Here is a 15,886-nt window from a genome sequence, read left to right as displayed (position 1 = left end):
GGGTGCCTGCCGCCCCGGTACCGTCTCATTTTTGTTACGGAAAGTCCATCTTCCCGGTGGACTTACGTATTTCCGTCAGGATAAATCAAAACGGCGAATTGCAGACAGAAAACATGCACCGCTGTAATTATGTTTCGTCACAACAACAGGATTAGATGTCGTGCAAGGAGAAGAACCACGATTATGGGTGTTCCCTTGCTTTTCAGCAAGGAATATGATGCATAGCATTTTACAAATGCATCACTTTATGTCGCACATTTTGAACAACCGGGGCCGCGTCGAGCGACTTCCGGTAGCAAAACGACAAATCAGGCGGCCAGGCGCAGGCGGCCGGCCGCTTCGAGGAGGAGTTCGGGATCGCCCGCAGCGAGGCGGCGGGAATCGGACAGCAATTGGCGATAGCCACGCGCGCCCGGCAGGCCCGCCATCAGGCCCAGCATGTGGCGCGTGATGCTGTTCAGGCGCAGGCCCAGCGGGCCGTAACGGTCGAGTTCGGCGCGAATATAGGGAATCATCGCTTCCAGCACCTGTTCGCGCGACTTGGGCGGGGTCGCATCGCCATAGAAACGGGCATCCCAACCGGCCATGACGTACGGATTATGATAGGCCTCGCGCCCGATCATGACGCCGTCCACGTGCTGCAGGTGGGTGGCGATCTCGTCGTCGGTCTTGATGCCGCCGTTGATGATGATTTCGAGATCGGGGAATTCGCGTTTCAATCGATACGCGACTTCGTACCGCAGCGGCGGGATCTCGCGGTTTTCCTTGGGCGACAGCCCCTTGAGCACGGCATTGCGCGCGTGCACGATGAAAGTTTGGCAACCCGCGTCGGCGATGGTGCCGATGAAATCGCGGACGAAACCGTATTCCTCGTCGTAGTCGATGCCGATGCGGTGCTTGACGGTGACGTCGATGGCGACGGCGTCGCGCATCGCCTTGACGCAATCGGCAACGAGCTGCGGTTCCTGCATCAGGCAGGCACCGAACGCGCCCTTCTGCACGCGCTCGGACGGGCAGCCGCAATTCAGGTTGATCTCGTCGTAGCCCCACTGCTCGCCCAGCCTGGCGCTCTTCGCGAGGTCGGCCGGATCGCTGCCGCCCAGCTGCAGCGCGACCGGGTGCTCGACGTCGTCATGGCGCAGGTGGCGCTCGACGTCGCCATACACCAGGGCGCCCGTCGTCACCATCTCTGTATACAACCAGGTGTGCTTCGTGATCTGGCGGTGGAACACGCGGCAATGGCGGTCCGTCCAGTCCATCATCGGAGCAATAGACAATCTCCGTCCCTTGTAAATATTTTTTTTCACACTGTTCTCATAGGAGAAAGCCGGATTTTCTTGGTTGAGATCATTCATTTTAGTTCACGATTTTTCACTACATTTGACTGTACCAGTGCCACAAAACTTGCCACAATTTACCCACGAGTTCGCTTGGCCGGGCCATCCGAACGCGACAACTTACAGCATGGAGAACACGTGGCAACAATCCTTCAAATCGGCAGCAAGTGGCAAGCACGCATCCGCAAAAAGGGCTTCCCGTCGACCTCTGCAAACTTCGACACGCAGAGGGAGGCAAAGGCATGGGCAGCCCACACTGAGTCGGCTATGCTCAAGAAGCAACACCAAGACAAGCGAGCGATGAAGGACCTCACCTTAGGGAAACTCGTCGATCAATACTTCGAGAAAGAAAAGCCGACCAAACCCTATGGCGACACGAAGAAGGCCAACCTCAACCGCATCAAGCGCATGCTTGGCGACGTTGTACTCCCCACCCTTACCTATGATCGCCTCAAGTCCTTCGTCAAGGACCGCGAAAAAGGAGGCGCGGGCGGCGTCACTATCGCGATGGACATCGCTGAGATCGCTGCTGTCATCCGTTCTGGTCGCAAAGATCACAAGTACGACTTTGACATGACAGTGTTCTCCGACGTGCGCGAGCACATGGCTGATACCGGTCTTGATCCAAAGTCCCATGAACGCGACCGACGCCCTACTGAGGAAGAGCTCACGACGATCAAGAAGCACTTCGACGCGAAGAAACGCCAAGAGATTCCTATGTCGGCCATCATCGATTTCGCAATCGCCACAACGATGCGTGCGGCTGAGATCACGCGCATCAAGTGGTCCGACGTCGACTTCGAGAAAAAGACTGTCATTATACGAGATCGGAAGCACCCGAAGAAAAAGAAGGGCAACCACCAGAAGGTTCCGCTCTTGGCCGACGCCTGGGCCATCCTGACTGCCCAGCCACGCACTCATGATGAAGTTTTTCCCTATGACCCTAAGTCGATCAGTACCATTTTCCCACGTGCAGTGAACGCTTGTGACATAAAAGACCTACACTTTCACGACCTCCGGCATGAAGGGACTTCTCGGCTTTTTGAGAAGGGCTACGACATCCCGCGAGTCGCGATCTTTACGGGTCATAACGACTGGAAGCAGCTTGCTCGCTACGTTCAGTTGAAGGCTGAGGATCTGCATCCTGATGAGGATGGTATCCTTCCGTGGCTTCGCATGATGATGAAGACGCCCATGCCGGTCGCTGAAGCAGCTTAACTAAGAAAAGCCGCCTCTGTGGGCGGCATTGTTTTACTTGCATGTCAGTTTTACATCCGTTACGTCTTTCTTACTTCCTCGGACCCTAAGCTTACAACTGTTGACCGTGGGCTCAGGCTTCACTTCTTTCCAAGCCTGAAGAGTTCCGTACTCACACACAAGCCATGCTGTGTTCAGGGGCAGCTCGACGTCATAGCCGCCCTTCACCTTCCTTCTCGCGCCTTGTATTTCGGTCTGCTTATCGAAATACGCGCCCGCTCCGGTCAGCTTGGCTCCCTGAGACACTTTAGGGCACTCGACTGTTTGAGCACTAGCGCCGGACGCTAGAAATATACCGATCAGTAGGATCTTCCTCATGGCACCATCACCACATAGTAGTCGTCCGCGTTGTCGCATGGGAGGATACGGAGCCGCTTGGCCTGGTCGACCGGCCACGCGTTCTTGTTCCTCCTCGCGACGGTCTTGCCGTGCCATTGGTCGAGCACCCAGAAATGCGTATAGCCACCACCAGGCCTTCTGTTGCCAAATTCCAAAAAGATGGCGACGTGGTAGCCGTGCATGTTTGGGAACCTTGCCTTGCCATTCTCGAACTTGAAGTTGGCGATCACCGTTCCAGGAGTAATGAACGTTTGATCCATCACCCTCGCACCGGGTTGCCATCGGCTCGTGTGACCGATGCTTGTAACTGCTTGCGGGAAGGCGACGCATTCTTGGTTCCTGCCGGCGAAGTGTCCGAAATATTTCGCGAGCAGTTCTCCAAGGTCGCCCTCGTAGAGGACGGGGCGCATAGGCGCTCACGCCGCGATTTTGTTGGTAGCGGCATCCCAGCCGCCTGAGGTATTGCCGGAAGCTCCGCCAGCGATCTTCTGCTGCGTGTAGCTCCACTTGATCTTCGAGTAGGCCAACGAAACCCGTTCGGTCAACACACCGCCGTCCCCGCTTGATGGGCTTACAGAGGAGATCATCACGTTCTCGATCTCGACAGTGTAATACTTGATGGGCTCACCGTTACCATCCGCACGCATAAACTCAAACTTGGCTTTCGGGATCGTCTTGCCAGTGGCACATGTCTGGCAGAGCAGCGGCGATGACAGGTCAGCCAGCTTCTTGAACGAGATTTCCGAAAGCTCGGCTTTGCCATTCGTGTGTCCCGAAGATGAGATCGACAGTGCGCGCGGCTGGTGAACATGCCAGTCGACGTTGCTGACCTCGATCCATTCTTTATGCTTTGAGTCGGTCGATTCGCCCTTGATGCCGTCGATTTGCAGGTATGCGTCGTTTGCCATTTGAGGCCCCATGTCAATTAAGGACCTCTCATCCTGAACTATAGGCTCGACCATGTATCAAATATGGTCAATCTGGAATCTTGACAGAGCGCAAGTAGTATCAACCAATCACCCGTGGGTCGGGTCCCGTCCCTACGAAGAACCTCATCAGTTGCCGAAGCACTACTGCCTGTGACTCGCCAGTTGCCTCAACAGCAAAATCGAACGCTTTACGCAGATCGTCATCAACGCGGATTGTGACTGCCGACTTGCGCTTCACGACTGGTCGGCTCTTTGATGCGTGGTAACACAGAAACCCCTGAGCGGTTCGTATAAGATGCTCTATACAACCGTGCCTATACACTGAGACAACCTCGGGCTCTTCCCCATCAACTTCTTCAGTCACGCACATACCGAACAGCTGTCCAACCGGCTGGAGAGGGTCATACGAGATCTCGGCATGTAGCCGACGACCAGTCAGTCGATTTGAAAAGGACAAGAAAGTCGTGCCATCAGGGAAGACACGATACGCCATGGCCTTCGTCAGCAAACCGGAATCGACTAAGCGCGGCACTTCCATGGCTGGATGCAGAGTCATAGAACCCATATGAAAGCCCTCAGTGTGTGACGCGCTTATACACCCGTTGGTATAGCTCTTCTTCAATGCCTAAGAATTCTGTGGTGTCGCACTGCTTTACGTACTCTGCAGCTAGAAGCGCCGCGAAGTCAGGATCTGAATAAAACTGATCAAGCAGCCGCCGCTTCTTCCGGCCTGGAATGAAGTGTGCGACGGTCAAAATGTAACTTCCGTCTGTACAGAGATAGACAGTCGCTTTGATCGTGGCTCCTTGCGCGGTGAAGTTTGGAGGCATAATGATTTCCACCTTCTTCTGCTCTTCTTGATAGTCACAGTGATCATGCTTGTCACGTGATTCTTGATCAACAACTAAGTTACGTTCAGCTTCTAAAATCACCTCACCTTCGTCCAGCGCGCGTGGCATAACTATGAAGAAACGGTACGCTGCTTCACCAATGTCAAAAGCATCAGTAACGTAGTCGAAAATCTTAATCCAGCGCTCGCCTTCTGCCTTGACTTCCAGGCAGAATTTCTTATCCGCTGTGATTTTATAGCTGAATTTCTCATCTTCGACGTGGCGCACGTACGACTCGAACGTGCCTAGCAAAACTTCATCCATTAAGCGCTTGCGGTCATACGTATAACGAACATCCTCATCGTAAGTGTAGATATTCTTAGGAGGGAAATTGTCCGTCAACTCCTCAAGCAATTCTTCACGCGGCATAGCATCGCTCCTCACATTACGTATGTTTATTGTAGTTGTCGGACACGCTATCAAAAAGCGAATTTTTTATTTTTTTATTTCTGTGCGTTCCGTATCCAAGGGCGGAGTGAATATCGCAAAGCTCGTGCATCATGCAGCGCGTGATGTTCTACTTGCTTCGTGCGTACATGGTATTCGTACTGCTTGATCTTATTGATGTATGACGCACCCAGCCGTTGAAAACTTACGCCCGTCGGAAAATTATTTTCAAAAATAATTTCAAGCATCATTCGATCGTAATCTGAATCAAAACACAACACGACCGGCTCCCCCTTCTTTATCTCCTCGACCCAGGCCGACAATCGGACCTTGAGTTCTGCGAGCGAGTATTTCTCAGAACTCGAGAGAAGCGGGACCACAGTGTTTCGTACGAAGTCGGTGCATGCTTCTAGACTGTACTCGACTTCTGCATAGAATTCATCACGGTCTAGGGTAACAAGCCCGATGCTGATGAGCTCGGGTTTTTCAAAATTAGTAAATTCCGTATCAATAAATACGTGCTGCACCAAGGTAGCACCTCCTTTATAGATAGCGCACTATCCTTTTTTCTAAAATACAACCTGCGTTACCCATCCATTATCTCAACATGAGCAGATCTTCGCATCAAAATTCAAAAATATCTTCGGCGAATGTTACGTTTTCGAATTTCCCACAAGATTCTCTCTAATATAGATCTAGAGGAACGATTTTTTAAAAAAAACGCAACGGATGTGAACATGAGTTCGTCTAAAGAGTTGGAGGACACAGCATTTTTCTACTACACCATTCAATCGATTCACTATTTAGAAGAGATTCCAATTGCAGAGTTGCGAGAGTTGGATATCGTCATGTTGCAGCGCATTTCAAAAGCGGCAACCTACGATGGACTTATGTTAGTGCTCGCTGTTGATTTCCACGACAAGAATTTGATCGTCGAACGCTACTGCCCTGACAAGCAGTCGAAACCGCTCCTCCCATTTTCCGAATCGCCCGACTCTGCAATTTACATCAGCAATGAAGCTGACCCTTATGAAGTTATCCAGAAACTACAAGAAATTTCCGAGCGATATGACTTACTAAATGCTCCGCAGTTTCAGAAATACGCAGATGATGAGACGGAGAATTGCGGATGGACTGTTCCTATTGACGAATATTTAGAAGAGAACGCGAAGGCAAAGTACAACCACGAAGTCTTTATGCGCAACTATGGCATGCATCAGATCGTCATCCCGGCAGACTACAAAAAACGCGCATGTCAGCTTAAATTAGTTAAAAATACTTAATCTATCGACGATTTCCAGATTATTTCAATGTAATCAAAATCCGGCTTTTTCAATTAGGAGGAAAACCGATTGTCTGTAGCTTATGCCGGAATAAAGTTCGGTTTGTATCAGCCGCAGCTTCAATAACTATCTTCGCCCTCTTCTTTCCTGCGTCCCAGAGTAGGCTTTGGCAGATCAAATAGCTTCCTTTTGGCCTCGTAATCTGGGGTCATCGACAAGGCGCAATCTGAAGCGACACCTTTCGCATCAGTTCCACTTGTCTTAAAGATGTGTGAAAATCCAAAAAAACCGAATGACTCAAGCCTTGCAACTGTTTCGTTGAGCCAGCTGTAGGCAGAGTGAAATTTACGTCTCCAAAGTTCGATCTCTTGTTTCGCTATCTCAAGCGCACGCTTAGCTAGGCGCAAGTCATTTTTAAGTTCAATATTCTCTCTAAAGACACTCACCGCAAGTTGTACATTCCCTCGCGTTAGAGCCAGTATGGTTCGCTCTTTATCTTCCGCAGCAAGTTTCGCAATTTTTAAAATGCGCTGAGCTTCCACTTTAGCTCTCTCTTGTGCGTCTTCTACCAATTGCTTACTTAGAGCCTCAGCCTCTTTCTCTGCTTCCGCCTTTTCTCTAGCAATTTCTTCGTTTGCCAAGCGGCGCCCTTCTATCGCAGCTCGTACCTGCTCGAACGCCTTCTCTTTCAGCTTCTCTGCTTCCAGTCGCTCAGCTTCTGCTTTTTTGATGTCGCGTTGACGCACAGCCTCTGCATGATTTAATTTTCGTTTCTGCTCCCCGAGCCTTGTTAAATTAAAGTGGCGTGCCACGTCATGATGAAATTTGTCTTGATATTCTTTCATCGCCTCAACGAAAGCTTTGCCTGTCTTTGCACCTGAAGAATTACCAGTCTTTTCGATTGCTCCGCGACGTGTTTTACGGCTTTCTCCATATCCTTCGTGCACTTCCCCAAAAGGCTCAGAGAAAGGTTTTCCATCCTCTCCAATACCGAAAAGTGGTATGCAGTAAGCGTGAAAATGTTTATTTTCCTCGTCTACATGCTCGATAACAAGCTTAAGCCGATTGCCATATTTCTCCTTTAACCATTTCAAAGAGGCCTCGCGAAAGGCAGGCCATTCGTCGTCCATTTCTTTTGGCAAAGAAATTACGGTCGATGCCATGACGGGAGAATTTCTTTGGTGCGCCCGTCCTGTGACTGCTTTGCGAGAGTCGGCCCAGGCTTCTGCCAGATCAGCAACCTTTAGCGGGTCTTCTCGAATGTCGTCGCTGCATGCGTACAAGATACCTGGCGGCTTGGGGGCTTTTACATGTGGTATGTGTCCATCTTTGCGTAGTGCCTCATTGAGTAGATCTAAAGCAGACCAGGCTACAGGTGTGATTTCTCTACCACGAACAATTACCTTTTCCTTCTTATCGAGTTGTACGCGAGCAGACCAAATCTTATTTATGAACTGGGCTCTTTGCATGTTTTTAGGTACGTTTTCCACAATTTCCGCCCATGATAATAATAGTTATATTTATGCAACACACTTAAATATATTATCACGCCGGAATTGGCATTTTTTCTGATCTTGGATAGTGGCTATTAGCAGACTAGACACTTCGCTTCGCAAAGTGTCGTCTGCCCCTGCGGGGTGCAATTCAGAACACGTCTATGCCGCCGTCTACACCAAGACCGCACCAGCTATGTCGAGCGAGCGTAAGCCTTGATCTGCAGCTATCCCGGCAAATTTCGCGCCGGCAAATTGATACTTCAGCCGCTCTGCACTGGCAAATAGTTGCACTTCTACAAAACATTTTGATCATTCGCGTACTTCTGTACGCGTTACGATTTACTTTTAAGCAATGTTAGGGTACGATCATAAGATATTCATTCAGAGTTCTTTATGCCACGTATCATCGATTTATTTGCCGGAGCTGGTGGAATTAGCTTAGGAGCAGTTCGAGCGGGCTTTCATCTTAGCGGCGCCGTAGAACTCGACGAGTTTGCAGTCGACACACATTCACGCAACTTTCCAAATTCTACGCACCTTAAACTCGACGTTGCGAAGTTGACGGGTGCTGAATTATTGTCTCTTGTCGGTTTATCAAATGGTGAACTCTCCGGTTTAGTTGGCGGACCGCCTTGTCAAGGTTTTAGCGCTATCGGCAAAAGAGATATAGCTGATCCAAGAAATAATTTGTTTCACCATTTCTTCCGGCTTGTGCATGAAATTCAACCGGCGTTTTTTCTAGCAGAAAATGTTCCTGGAATTCTAGACGAAAAATATGACGAGATCCGAACCAATGCTTTTTCTCAGCTGAATAACTTAGACTACACAATACTGCCGCCAATCAAGGTTCGGGCGTCTGACTACGGTGCTCCGACAACACGAACACGAATTTTTTTCTTTGGATATGACCAAAGGAGATTTCGCGCCGATTTTGATGTCCAAGACTTTGCTCCTACGGCTGATATTCAACCGATAAACGTTGAGACCGCTTTGGAGGGGCTACCGGTTCATATAGATAGTGAGTGGCAATCCGCCGAAGCAGGATGGCGCCCTATTGAAGCACTCCCTGAAGGTTATTACTTTGAACGAATTTTGAATAACGTTCCATCGAATATCGGCCATCAAGAGTCTCTTGAGAGGTTTTTCGGGGATATGGAAGTATCGGGATGTATGGGTACACGTCATACGTCTGATGTAATCGAGAGGTTCACGAGGCTCGGTTGGGGCGAGACCGATAAAATTTCAAGAGCCGTTCGTCTATCGCCAAGCGGTTTTTGTCCTACCCTCAGGGCAGGAACTGCAGCAGACAAAGGAAGCTTTCAAGCGGTTAGGCCAATACATCATCTTAGCCCACGAGTGATCACTCCACGCGAGGCCGCTCGCCTTCAGGGCTTCCCGGATTGGTTTGTGTTTCAGCCAACTAAATGGCACAGTTTCCGACAAATCGGGAATAGTGTCAGCCCGCTAGTTTCGGAATTTATATTTACGAAAATTCGCTCAAAACTAATTTAGTCTCACTAAAAATATGTCAAACACTGTCAAGGCAAATGCTTCTCCAGCAAAAAGATTTTTTGTCGAGATGCTTACAAGAGATATCGAATTGCAGGACTCGATTCTAGATCTATTGGATAATTGCGTCGATGGAGCCATGCGGTCCGTAGATGGAAAGGCTAGAACAAGCAAGCCTTACAAAGGTTGTGTTGCCTGGATAACCTTAGCTAGTGACCACTTTCAGATTTTAGACAACTGCGGCGGTATTCCACTAGACCTAGCGCAGACCTATGCATTTCGTCTTGGTCGACCTGACCCTCAGCGAGACAAGGATTTGCCCACCGTCGGCGTTTATGGTATCGGGATGAAACGTGCAGTGTTTAAAATGGGCCGGAACATTCAAATAAATAGTCGCACTAAAAGCGATGGTTTTATCGTAAATATTCCGCCTACCTGGCTTGACAGCGACAATGACTGGGAACTGCCTCTAGAGCTAGATAACGATGCTTTAGATAAACCTGGGACCTTAATTCGAGTCGAAGAGCTGCGCGATGGCATTCCGCGCTTATTCGGGAACGAGACGGGCTTCGTTGACAAACTCAAAGCCTCGATCTCAGCATATTACTCCTACATTATGGAGAAAGGGTTCCAAGTCTGGATTAACGGAGAAAAATTGGCCCCTATTCACAGCAATCTTATATTCGACGATAAGAATAATGCAGGAATAGCTCCGTTCTTATATCAAGCGAAGATTGGCGAGGTTTCTGTCGAATTGACAGTAGGCCTATATCGCCCACTACCGAAAGATGAAGAAGATGAAGAGGCGTTAGAGGGGCGTCCGAGCTCAGAACATGCGGGATGGACCATAGTATGTAATGACAGGGTTGTTTTATATGCAGATAAGACAAGGGCTACCGGCTGGGGTGAGGCGACCGTTCCCCAGTACCATACACAATTTATTTCCATTGCAGGTACGGTCATATTTAAGTCGAATGACGCATCGAAGCTGCCTCTGACCACTACAAAACGAGGAATTGACGGTAACTCCGAATTATATTTGGCCGTCAAAGAATACATGCGTGAGGGATTAAAGCATTTTACCGATTTCACGAACAAGTGGAAGAAGTCGACTAAAGAGCTTTCGCAACTGAACTCATCGTCACCTACGGTGCGTACTGAGAGCGTCAGTGCTTTGGTGCCACAAGACAAGTGGACTACAGTCAGTCGAGGGGTTGGAGGTAAGCGCTTTAAGCCCAACTTACCATTGCCAAAAGATGATGATCCTAACAAAGTAATAAAGTTCTCTAGGCCAGCAAGTGAAATTGCTGAGGTAGCAGAAATGCTCTTTGATGATCCTGATCGGTCACCAATGGATGTAGGCATGAAGTGCTTTGATGATGCTTTGAGAAGGGCACGGAAATGAGTTTAGGCGGAACAATTCCTTACAACTTGCGACAAAATAAGGCTATTGAACGTGGTCTTTTCGTCGACTTACTGTCCCGAATTGGACGCTACCGCAACATATCAAAGTACACATACATAGGTTTCGGCGGTCCATTCATGGAGGATTTTAAGCTCCTCCATAACGAAATCAAGATTAGCAAGATGATTTCTCTCGAAGTGGACAAAAACGTCCTCGCAAGGCAGGCATTCAATTTGCCGTTAGCATGCATTGAGCTTCGCAACAAAAAAAGCGGGGACTTTTTGGTAAGTCATGCGTTCTCAGGATCAAACATTGTTTGGTTTGACTATGCAATCCCGAAAGATCTCCCAACTCAACTTGCCGAGGTCGAAAGCTTGGTTAGCAAACTTTCGGCTGGAGATATAGTCAAGATTACTCTAAATGCTAATCCCAGTAGCTTAGGAGAGCCTACCAACACCACCGAAGATCTCTTGGATTACCGAGCGAAGATTGCACAACAACGTTTGGCAACGTACGCTCCTTCCAACATCGATGGCGACAGTGTAAAGTCCAATTCTTATCCCACACTGCTTTTGCGCGCCTTAGAAAATTCGATGAAAGCAGGTCTGAGTGGCACGGCAGATTTGATACTCCAACCTCTCACTGCATTCATATATGCCGATGGTCAACAGATGCTTACCGCGACCGCGATCATATTGAAAAAAGGTCATCGAAAAGATTTTATTTTAAAAAGTCGACTTTATGCTTGGGAGTACCAGTGTATAGACTGGAAAAAACCAATTTCGATTAGTATTCCGGATTTATCTTTGAAAGAACGATTGGAAATCGAGTCTTTACTTCCTGGAGCAACCCCAGCAGATATTCAAGCCAAATTGGGTTACTTTATTGGAAATAAGAAAGATGCGTTGGGCTTAATGGAGAATTTTGTAAGATATTATCGACTGTCGCCTTCTTATACTAGGGTGGTTATGTAATAATTTCAATAGACGCACTTAAGGCTGAAGAAAATTTTTTATCTCTTCAGCCAGTAGTTCAGGTTTTTTTAGTTCACATTGCCAAACCACAAGAACTCTCCAACCTTTCTTTTCAAGCTCACCAATAGTTTTGGAATCACGTTCTCGATTACGCCCGATTTTCTGAGACCAAAATTCTACTCGCTGCTTGGGCAATCGAGCATACTTACATCCAGTGTGGCCGTGCCAAAAACACCCATGCACAAAAATTATCTTTTTTCTTCCATGAAAGACTATATCAGGCTTACCTGGAAGATTATCTACGTGCAATCTGTAGCGAAAACCTGACGCATAAATAAGTTTACGTACTGCAATTTCTGGTTTTGTATTTTTCGCTTTAACTTGACTCATCAGCCAACTTCGACGTTCGGGCGACAATCTGTCCATTTATTGACCTCCCTCCTGCCGATTATTATAGCACTCACTACACACGGCACTAGTTCGGTATAACTTGGATAACTAGGAAAAGTTTTCCGGATGGGTGCATTATGAATCCTATTCAAACTGGCAGAAATTATAGCAATTACTTGAAAATCATTTCACGTTAAATTAAAAATTGTTTTGTTTTATTTTTGAGTTAATCAAGTTACCGACTCTGCAATAGCAGCTTTCAGGGCCTCAAATTTTTTAAAATAAAAAAATAGCTGTAATTTCGAAACGCAAAAAGCCGGTCTACCCGGCACGCTAATTCTATATTACAGCTCTGGCTATTTATCTAAAGCTAGGCTAAGGACTACAAGGCTTTCGGACGAACGCAGTTTGCACGGTCACAAATTCCCATTTTTTCAATTTTGTTCGAACGCTTGCCACAATCGACGTGACGGTTTTCCACACACTTCGTGGACGATCCTGTTTATCACTCTTACTTACGACCTTCATACGCTTCTTTTCGACCAAGAGAATTCCAACTGTTTTCTCGATGCGATCGCCATGTCTATTTGTGCTCTGTTCTACCAGACGAGTAAGCGCTAAGCGTTTAGCGTTCTGTTTGCCGTTTCTAGCGGCATCAAGTCCACCTAGTGCTTTCAGGAAAGCAAATGCGTCGCCGCGCTTGCCTGCTCCTTTTCCGATTCGGCCATCGTCAACACCGCCACGTGCCTTTGCCCACAAATCTCGTACTTTCGAGTTTTTTGGGGCACATACCATTTTTCTTAGGTGGTCCCATACGGTGAGACATTTTGCAACGCCGAATAGTTGCCCCCGACTCATTCCCCAAACTGACCTATATGAGTCTACCCTGGCAAGAGATAATCCTTTAGACGACTTATTTTTGTTGTCTTTCACATCGGAATTTATTTCTCCCTTTTTAAAGTTTACAGGCAAGGTCATCATTAAATATTTGGTAGCGTATGATGCTCCTTTACTTATATCAGAATTAATTTTCGAAAACACGACTTGCGCCCTTGCTTTGATTGAGCATACCTCAGGCGAACGAGCCACCAGGTGCTCACGACTTTTATAAATCGATTGTTCATGGATAATTTTTCCATCAGCCGATCGAAGTGCCGTTGCGACCTTTAACCTATGTGGAAAATATTGCATAATCGCCAGCATGATTTTGGCCTCATGTTCTGGGCGATATAATAACCAGACATGGTAATGCGGACATGCGTCACCATGGGGCTCCACGACACGCAATCCGCTCAATCTAATATTTCTTCGATGAAGATCCCGTACAATTGCTTGCCACCGCTTACAAAATGACTGATGCGCTTCCCTTGGCGACTTTCCGTTCCATTTTTTTATTCCGTGGGATGGATTTGGGTGCCACTCCGACTCGAGTGTAATTGTCAACATTGCCGAGTTGAGCTTTGATTCTTCGGCAAGAAGTTCCATGGCTTTGACGAAACTATACAGTTTTGCGAACCGCGCTTTAGGCTCCTGTACAACATCTATAAGCGGAATTTTTTTGTGATCGGGGCGCGGCTCAGGTGCATCATCTGATTTCGCAGGCACTAAATAAGTGTCGCTCATCCACTTTTGCTGTTTCCGAAGCTGAAGCTCTCGCGCATCAATACTTGAATCTGATACGTATTTCTCTAACTTCGTGCCAAGCATACCGAGACGGAGAAAGGCCTGCTCTTTCGCCCTCGCAACCCGCGTGGAAAGCGCTCGCCTCCAAAAGGCTGCGCTACAGCAACGAGAAAATTGGGACGCGAACGTATCGCCTGGAATATCGCACCCCAATAGTCTTTTCGAGGCATTTACTTTCTCGGTATGACTTGAGTATTGGAGTTCCGCTAGTGAAATTGCCAACTGTTTTATTTCAAAGTGGCTCATTTCGATGTAGTCGGCAATGCGACCATCTGATGCCACTACTGACAACAAAGATCGAGAAATTCGTTCGCCGACCTTTTTAAGTTCCTCGTGATCTCTCCGACTAATCTCCGGCGGAATCTCATCCATTGCGGTGTACTTTCCCGCATATAGACGCGATATTATTTCGGATTCAAGGTTTTTCTTGTATCTCTGCAGTAACTCAGCGATACCATCCCGAGTGTTGGACTTTTCAGAGAACGCATTATTTACATTGGTCCCTAAGTCGCCTCGATCCTTTGATTGATTTACAGCGTGATTATATTCGTGACTCATTCTTCAGCCCCAACTGAAGAATTGGAACCAAAAAATTGAAAGCTCAACTGGTGCTGATCAGGCAAGACATGCTGGGCGCCTTTTTTAAACAGCGATCGCTTTGGCAAGCATCCAGCAGTTCGCGGTGTCGAAGGTTCGGGATATTGAGCCGGCGCAAAGTGTGGTAGCGTCAGCTGGATTGGATGCTGACTGAGTCTCGGGCCAATGTTGCTTTTGTTGCCAGGAAATTTATTTGATTGGGCTAACGATTTAGAATTTGTTTCAAAATCATCAATAGATTGATTTGTGTTTAACATATTTACACCCTAAGGTAAGGTGTAGCTACGTTATCAGTTCCCCAATCGAAAATTCGTAGAAATAGCGTTATTTCTCAGTTATTTGAAAAAATCGAGCACAGAAATATTGCTGATATTCAGATTACTATAAGATTCGAAATCTCTTTCAGAAAAAAACGACACTTGTTTCGAATTAGCTGTATCTCGGCTATTGAACGAAATTCAACACTGTTGGAAATTTGCGAAAAACCTTGCAAATTGAATTTTTTTCCCAGACCTCAATGCATTAGATATTTACTTGCCTATAGAATGTGCTCATCCAGACGTTGCTTGAGGAAAACAAATGAATGCACATATATTTTACGGCTTAAAATACGGAAAACTCACTATTACATTAACGGAGGCAGCACCTGAGCTCGGAATGGAAGTGGGAACTGCCCATAACCAAATCAGCGCCGGCACGTTTCCTATCCCGACTAGAAAATTAGGAAAAAATCGCGTAGTTGATGTACGTGATCTTGCTGATTATATTGACCAGCAACGAATGCTTGCTCGTAAGATTTTTGAAAAATAACTTAAACAATTAATTAAAAAGGGGCTTTTGTATGGCACAAGAAGAAAAGGCAACTAAAAACATTATGCATGCGACTTCACATACGGATTCATGCGATTTGGCGCAAGCATTGAAATCCGCAGTGGCAGAATTATATCACTTGGAAAATAATCTGCCGGAGATTCGTGCCAAAGGTGAACTTGCACTCCAGCGTCTACTTCCTGTGGCTTTTTATTCAAGTGGACAATCGTCAGTGGTGGCGCGCTTCCTTTTGAATTTAGATCGCGGTGACCGCTTTCCCTTCGACATGACGGACCTACGCCGACTCGACTGCGATATACATGAGGACTGTCTATTAGTGCTCAAGATGGATCACAACCCTCTGAAAAAGGTCCATCAATACTTTGAGGATGGCAGCACCTTATGGGAATCACTCGCAAAGAAATGGGGTTCTAGAGATGATCTACACACACCTTGACGTCAGCGATTCTACACCAGGGTATCAGTCCCCCAGCAAACATTACTGCCTATCTAACACTCAAAATGAACTCTTCGGTATGTGACATTGTCACGTCTGCAAACGGGTATTTTAGGGCCTTTTCTGTCCGAAGCCGTAAAACC

At 47.4% G+C, this 15,886-nt stretch carries 16 protein-coding genes; 7 read left to right on the top strand and 9 right to left on the bottom strand.

What is annotated here, in order from left to right; all coding sequences use genetic code 11:
- Window positions 1-308: 308 nt before the first annotated feature.
- A complete protein-coding gene (gene dusA, locus ISF28_RS20225; protein ID WP_198118980.1) occupies window positions 309-1,355 on the bottom strand; it encodes a tRNA dihydrouridine(20/20a) synthase DusA in 1,047 nt (348 codons plus the stop codon).
- Between the two features lie 120 nt (window positions 1,356-1,475).
- Here dusA and ISF28_RS31065 point away from each other — a divergent pair, with 120 nt between their 5' ends.
- Complete coding sequence (locus ISF28_RS31065) at window positions 1,476-2,555, top strand: tyrosine-type recombinase/integrase (protein ID WP_198118979.1); 1,080 nt, start codon at window positions 1,476-1,478, stop codon at window positions 2,553-2,555.
- 353 nt (window positions 2,556-2,908) lie between these two features.
- On the opposite strand, the gene ISF28_RS20215 is transcribed toward ISF28_RS31065, so the two are convergent.
- The 4 genes from ISF28_RS20215 to ISF28_RS20200 form a co-directional block, all read right to left on the bottom strand.
- The gene (locus ISF28_RS20215; protein WP_198118978.1) at window positions 2,909-3,343 is read right to left on the bottom strand and encodes a BPSL0067 family protein; all 435 of its coding nucleotides are present in this window, start codon (window positions 3,341-3,343) and stop codon (window positions 2,909-2,911) included.
- Between the two features lie 6 nt (window positions 3,344-3,349).
- Entirely contained in the window at window positions 3,350-3,841 is a 492-nt protein-coding gene (locus tag ISF28_RS20210; RefSeq protein WP_198118977.1) for an Hcp family type VI secretion system effector, read from the bottom strand.
- A 596-nt stretch (window positions 3,842-4,437) separates the two neighbouring features.
- Window positions 4,438-5,121: a hypothetical protein gene (locus ISF28_RS20205; protein WP_198118976.1), complete on the bottom strand. Its 684-nt coding sequence runs from the start codon at window positions 5,119-5,121 to the stop codon at window positions 4,438-4,440.
- Window positions 5,122-5,195: 74 nt separating this feature from the next.
- Complete coding sequence (locus ISF28_RS20200) at window positions 5,196-5,666, bottom strand: 3'-5' exoribonuclease domain-containing protein (protein ID WP_370663475.1); 471 nt, start codon at window positions 5,664-5,666, stop codon at window positions 5,196-5,198.
- Window positions 5,667-5,876: 210 nt separating this feature from the next.
- Here ISF28_RS20200 and ISF28_RS20195 point away from each other — a divergent pair, with 210 nt between their 5' ends.
- Window positions 5,877-6,422 (top strand): hypothetical protein, encoded by a 546-nt coding sequence (locus ISF28_RS20195; protein WP_198118974.1) that lies wholly within the window; start codon window positions 5,877-5,879, stop codon window positions 6,420-6,422.
- A 119-nt stretch (window positions 6,423-6,541) separates the two neighbouring features.
- Here ISF28_RS20195 and ISF28_RS20190 read toward each other — a convergent pair whose 3' ends face one another.
- Window positions 6,542-7,912 (bottom strand): hypothetical protein, encoded by a 1,371-nt coding sequence (locus tag ISF28_RS20190; RefSeq protein WP_198118973.1) that lies wholly within the window; start codon window positions 7,910-7,912, stop codon window positions 6,542-6,544.
- A 399-nt stretch (window positions 7,913-8,311) separates the two neighbouring features.
- On the opposite strand from ISF28_RS20190, the gene ISF28_RS20185 reads away from it, so the two are divergent.
- Genes ISF28_RS20185 through ISF28_RS20175 form a run of 3 tightly spaced genes read left to right on the top strand, consistent with a single transcriptional unit; the run spans window position 8,312 to window position 11,806 of the window.
- Window positions 8,312-9,430: a DNA cytosine methyltransferase gene (locus ISF28_RS20185; protein WP_198118972.1), complete on the top strand. Its 1,119-nt coding sequence runs from the start codon at window positions 8,312-8,314 to the stop codon at window positions 9,428-9,430.
- A 13-nt stretch (window positions 9,431-9,443) separates the two neighbouring features.
- Entirely contained in the window at window positions 9,444-10,832 is a 1,389-nt protein-coding gene (locus tag ISF28_RS20180; protein WP_198118971.1) for an ATP-binding protein, read from the top strand.
- Window positions 10,829-11,806 carry an O-methyltransferase gene (locus tag ISF28_RS20175; protein WP_198118970.1) on the top strand — a complete coding sequence of 326 codons (978 nt, stop codon included), beginning with the start codon at window positions 10,829-10,831 and terminating at the stop codon, window positions 11,804-11,806. The genes ISF28_RS20180 and ISF28_RS20175 overlap by 4 nt, the downstream gene beginning before the upstream one ends.
- Before the next feature lie 18 nt (window positions 11,807-11,824).
- Here ISF28_RS20175 and ISF28_RS20170 read toward each other — a convergent pair whose 3' ends face one another.
- The 3 genes from ISF28_RS20170 to ISF28_RS20160 form a co-directional block, all read right to left on the bottom strand.
- On the bottom strand, window positions 11,825-12,232 hold the full coding sequence (locus ISF28_RS20170) for a very short patch repair endonuclease (RefSeq protein ID WP_198118969.1): 408 nt from the start codon (window positions 12,230-12,232) through the stop codon (window positions 11,825-11,827).
- A gap of 339 nt (window positions 12,233-12,571) precedes the next feature.
- Window positions 12,572-14,437 (bottom strand): replication endonuclease, encoded by a 1,866-nt coding sequence (locus ISF28_RS20165; RefSeq protein ID WP_198118968.1) that lies wholly within the window; start codon window positions 14,435-14,437, stop codon window positions 12,572-12,574.
- A complete protein-coding gene (locus tag ISF28_RS20160) occupies window positions 14,434-14,733 on the bottom strand; it encodes a hypothetical protein (RefSeq protein WP_198118967.1) in 300 nt (99 codons plus the stop codon). Before ISF28_RS20160 ends, ISF28_RS20165 begins: the two co-directional genes overlap by 4 nt.
- Before the next feature lie 322 nt (window positions 14,734-15,055).
- Between ISF28_RS20160 and ISF28_RS20155 the strand changes: the two genes are divergently transcribed.
- The gene (locus ISF28_RS20155; protein WP_198118966.1) at window positions 15,056-15,286 is read left to right on the top strand and encodes a helix-turn-helix transcriptional regulator; all 231 of its coding nucleotides are present in this window, start codon (window positions 15,056-15,058) and stop codon (window positions 15,284-15,286) included.
- Window positions 15,287-15,317: 31 nt separating this feature from the next.
- Window positions 15,318-15,743, top strand: a complete 426-nt coding sequence (locus ISF28_RS20150; RefSeq protein ID WP_198118965.1) for a DUF7673 family protein — start codon at window positions 15,318-15,320, stop codon at window positions 15,741-15,743.
- Window positions 15,744-15,886 lie beyond the last annotated feature (143 nt).

The sequence above is a fragment of the Massilia rhizosphaerae genome (genome assembly GCF_016093545.1).
Classification (GTDB): Bacteria; Pseudomonadota; Gammaproteobacteria; order Burkholderiales; family Burkholderiaceae_D; genus Telluria; species Telluria rhizosphaerae.
This window is presented reverse-complemented; position numbering and strand designations above follow the sequence as displayed.

Coding starts and splice junctions, on each gene's coding strand:
- dusA (WP_198118980.1), bottom strand. CDS start 1,355: ATGAATGATCTCAACCAAGAAAATCCGGCTTTCTCCTATGAGAACAGT.
- ISF28_RS20215 (WP_198118978.1), bottom strand. CDS start 3,343: ATGCGCCCCGTCCTCTACGAGGGCGACCTTGGAGAACTGCTCGCGAAA.
- ISF28_RS20210 (WP_198118977.1), bottom strand. CDS start 3,841: ATGGCAAACGACGCATACCTGCAAATCGACGGCATCAAGGGCGAATCG.
- ISF28_RS20205 (WP_198118976.1), bottom strand. CDS start 5,121: ATGCCGCGTGAAGAATTGCTTGAGGAGTTGACGGACAATTTCCCTCCT.
- ISF28_RS20195 (WP_198118974.1), top strand. CDS start 5,877: ATGAGTTCGTCTAAAGAGTTGGAGGACACAGCATTTTTCTACTACACC.
- ISF28_RS20185 (WP_198118972.1), top strand. CDS start 8,312: ATGCCACGTATCATCGATTTATTTGCCGGAGCTGGTGGAATTAGCTTA.
- ISF28_RS20180 (WP_198118971.1), top strand. CDS start 9,444: ATGTCAAACACTGTCAAGGCAAATGCTTCTCCAGCAAAAAGATTTTTT.
- ISF28_RS20175 (WP_198118970.1), top strand. CDS start 10,829: ATGAGTTTAGGCGGAACAATTCCTTACAACTTGCGACAAAATAAGGCT.
- ISF28_RS20170 (WP_198118969.1), bottom strand. CDS start 12,232: ATGGACAGATTGTCGCCCGAACGTCGAAGTTGGCTGATGAGTCAAGTT.
- ISF28_RS20165 (WP_198118968.1), bottom strand. CDS start 14,437: ATGAGTCACGAATATAATCACGCTGTAAATCAATCAAAGGATCGAGGC.
- ISF28_RS20160 (WP_198118967.1), bottom strand. CDS start 14,733: ATGTTAAACACAAATCAATCTATTGATGATTTTGAAACAAATTCTAAA.
- ISF28_RS20155 (WP_198118966.1), top strand. CDS start 15,056: ATGAATGCACATATATTTTACGGCTTAAAATACGGAAAACTCACTATT.
- ISF28_RS20150 (WP_198118965.1), top strand. CDS start 15,318: ATGGCACAAGAAGAAAAGGCAACTAAAAACATTATGCATGCGACTTCA.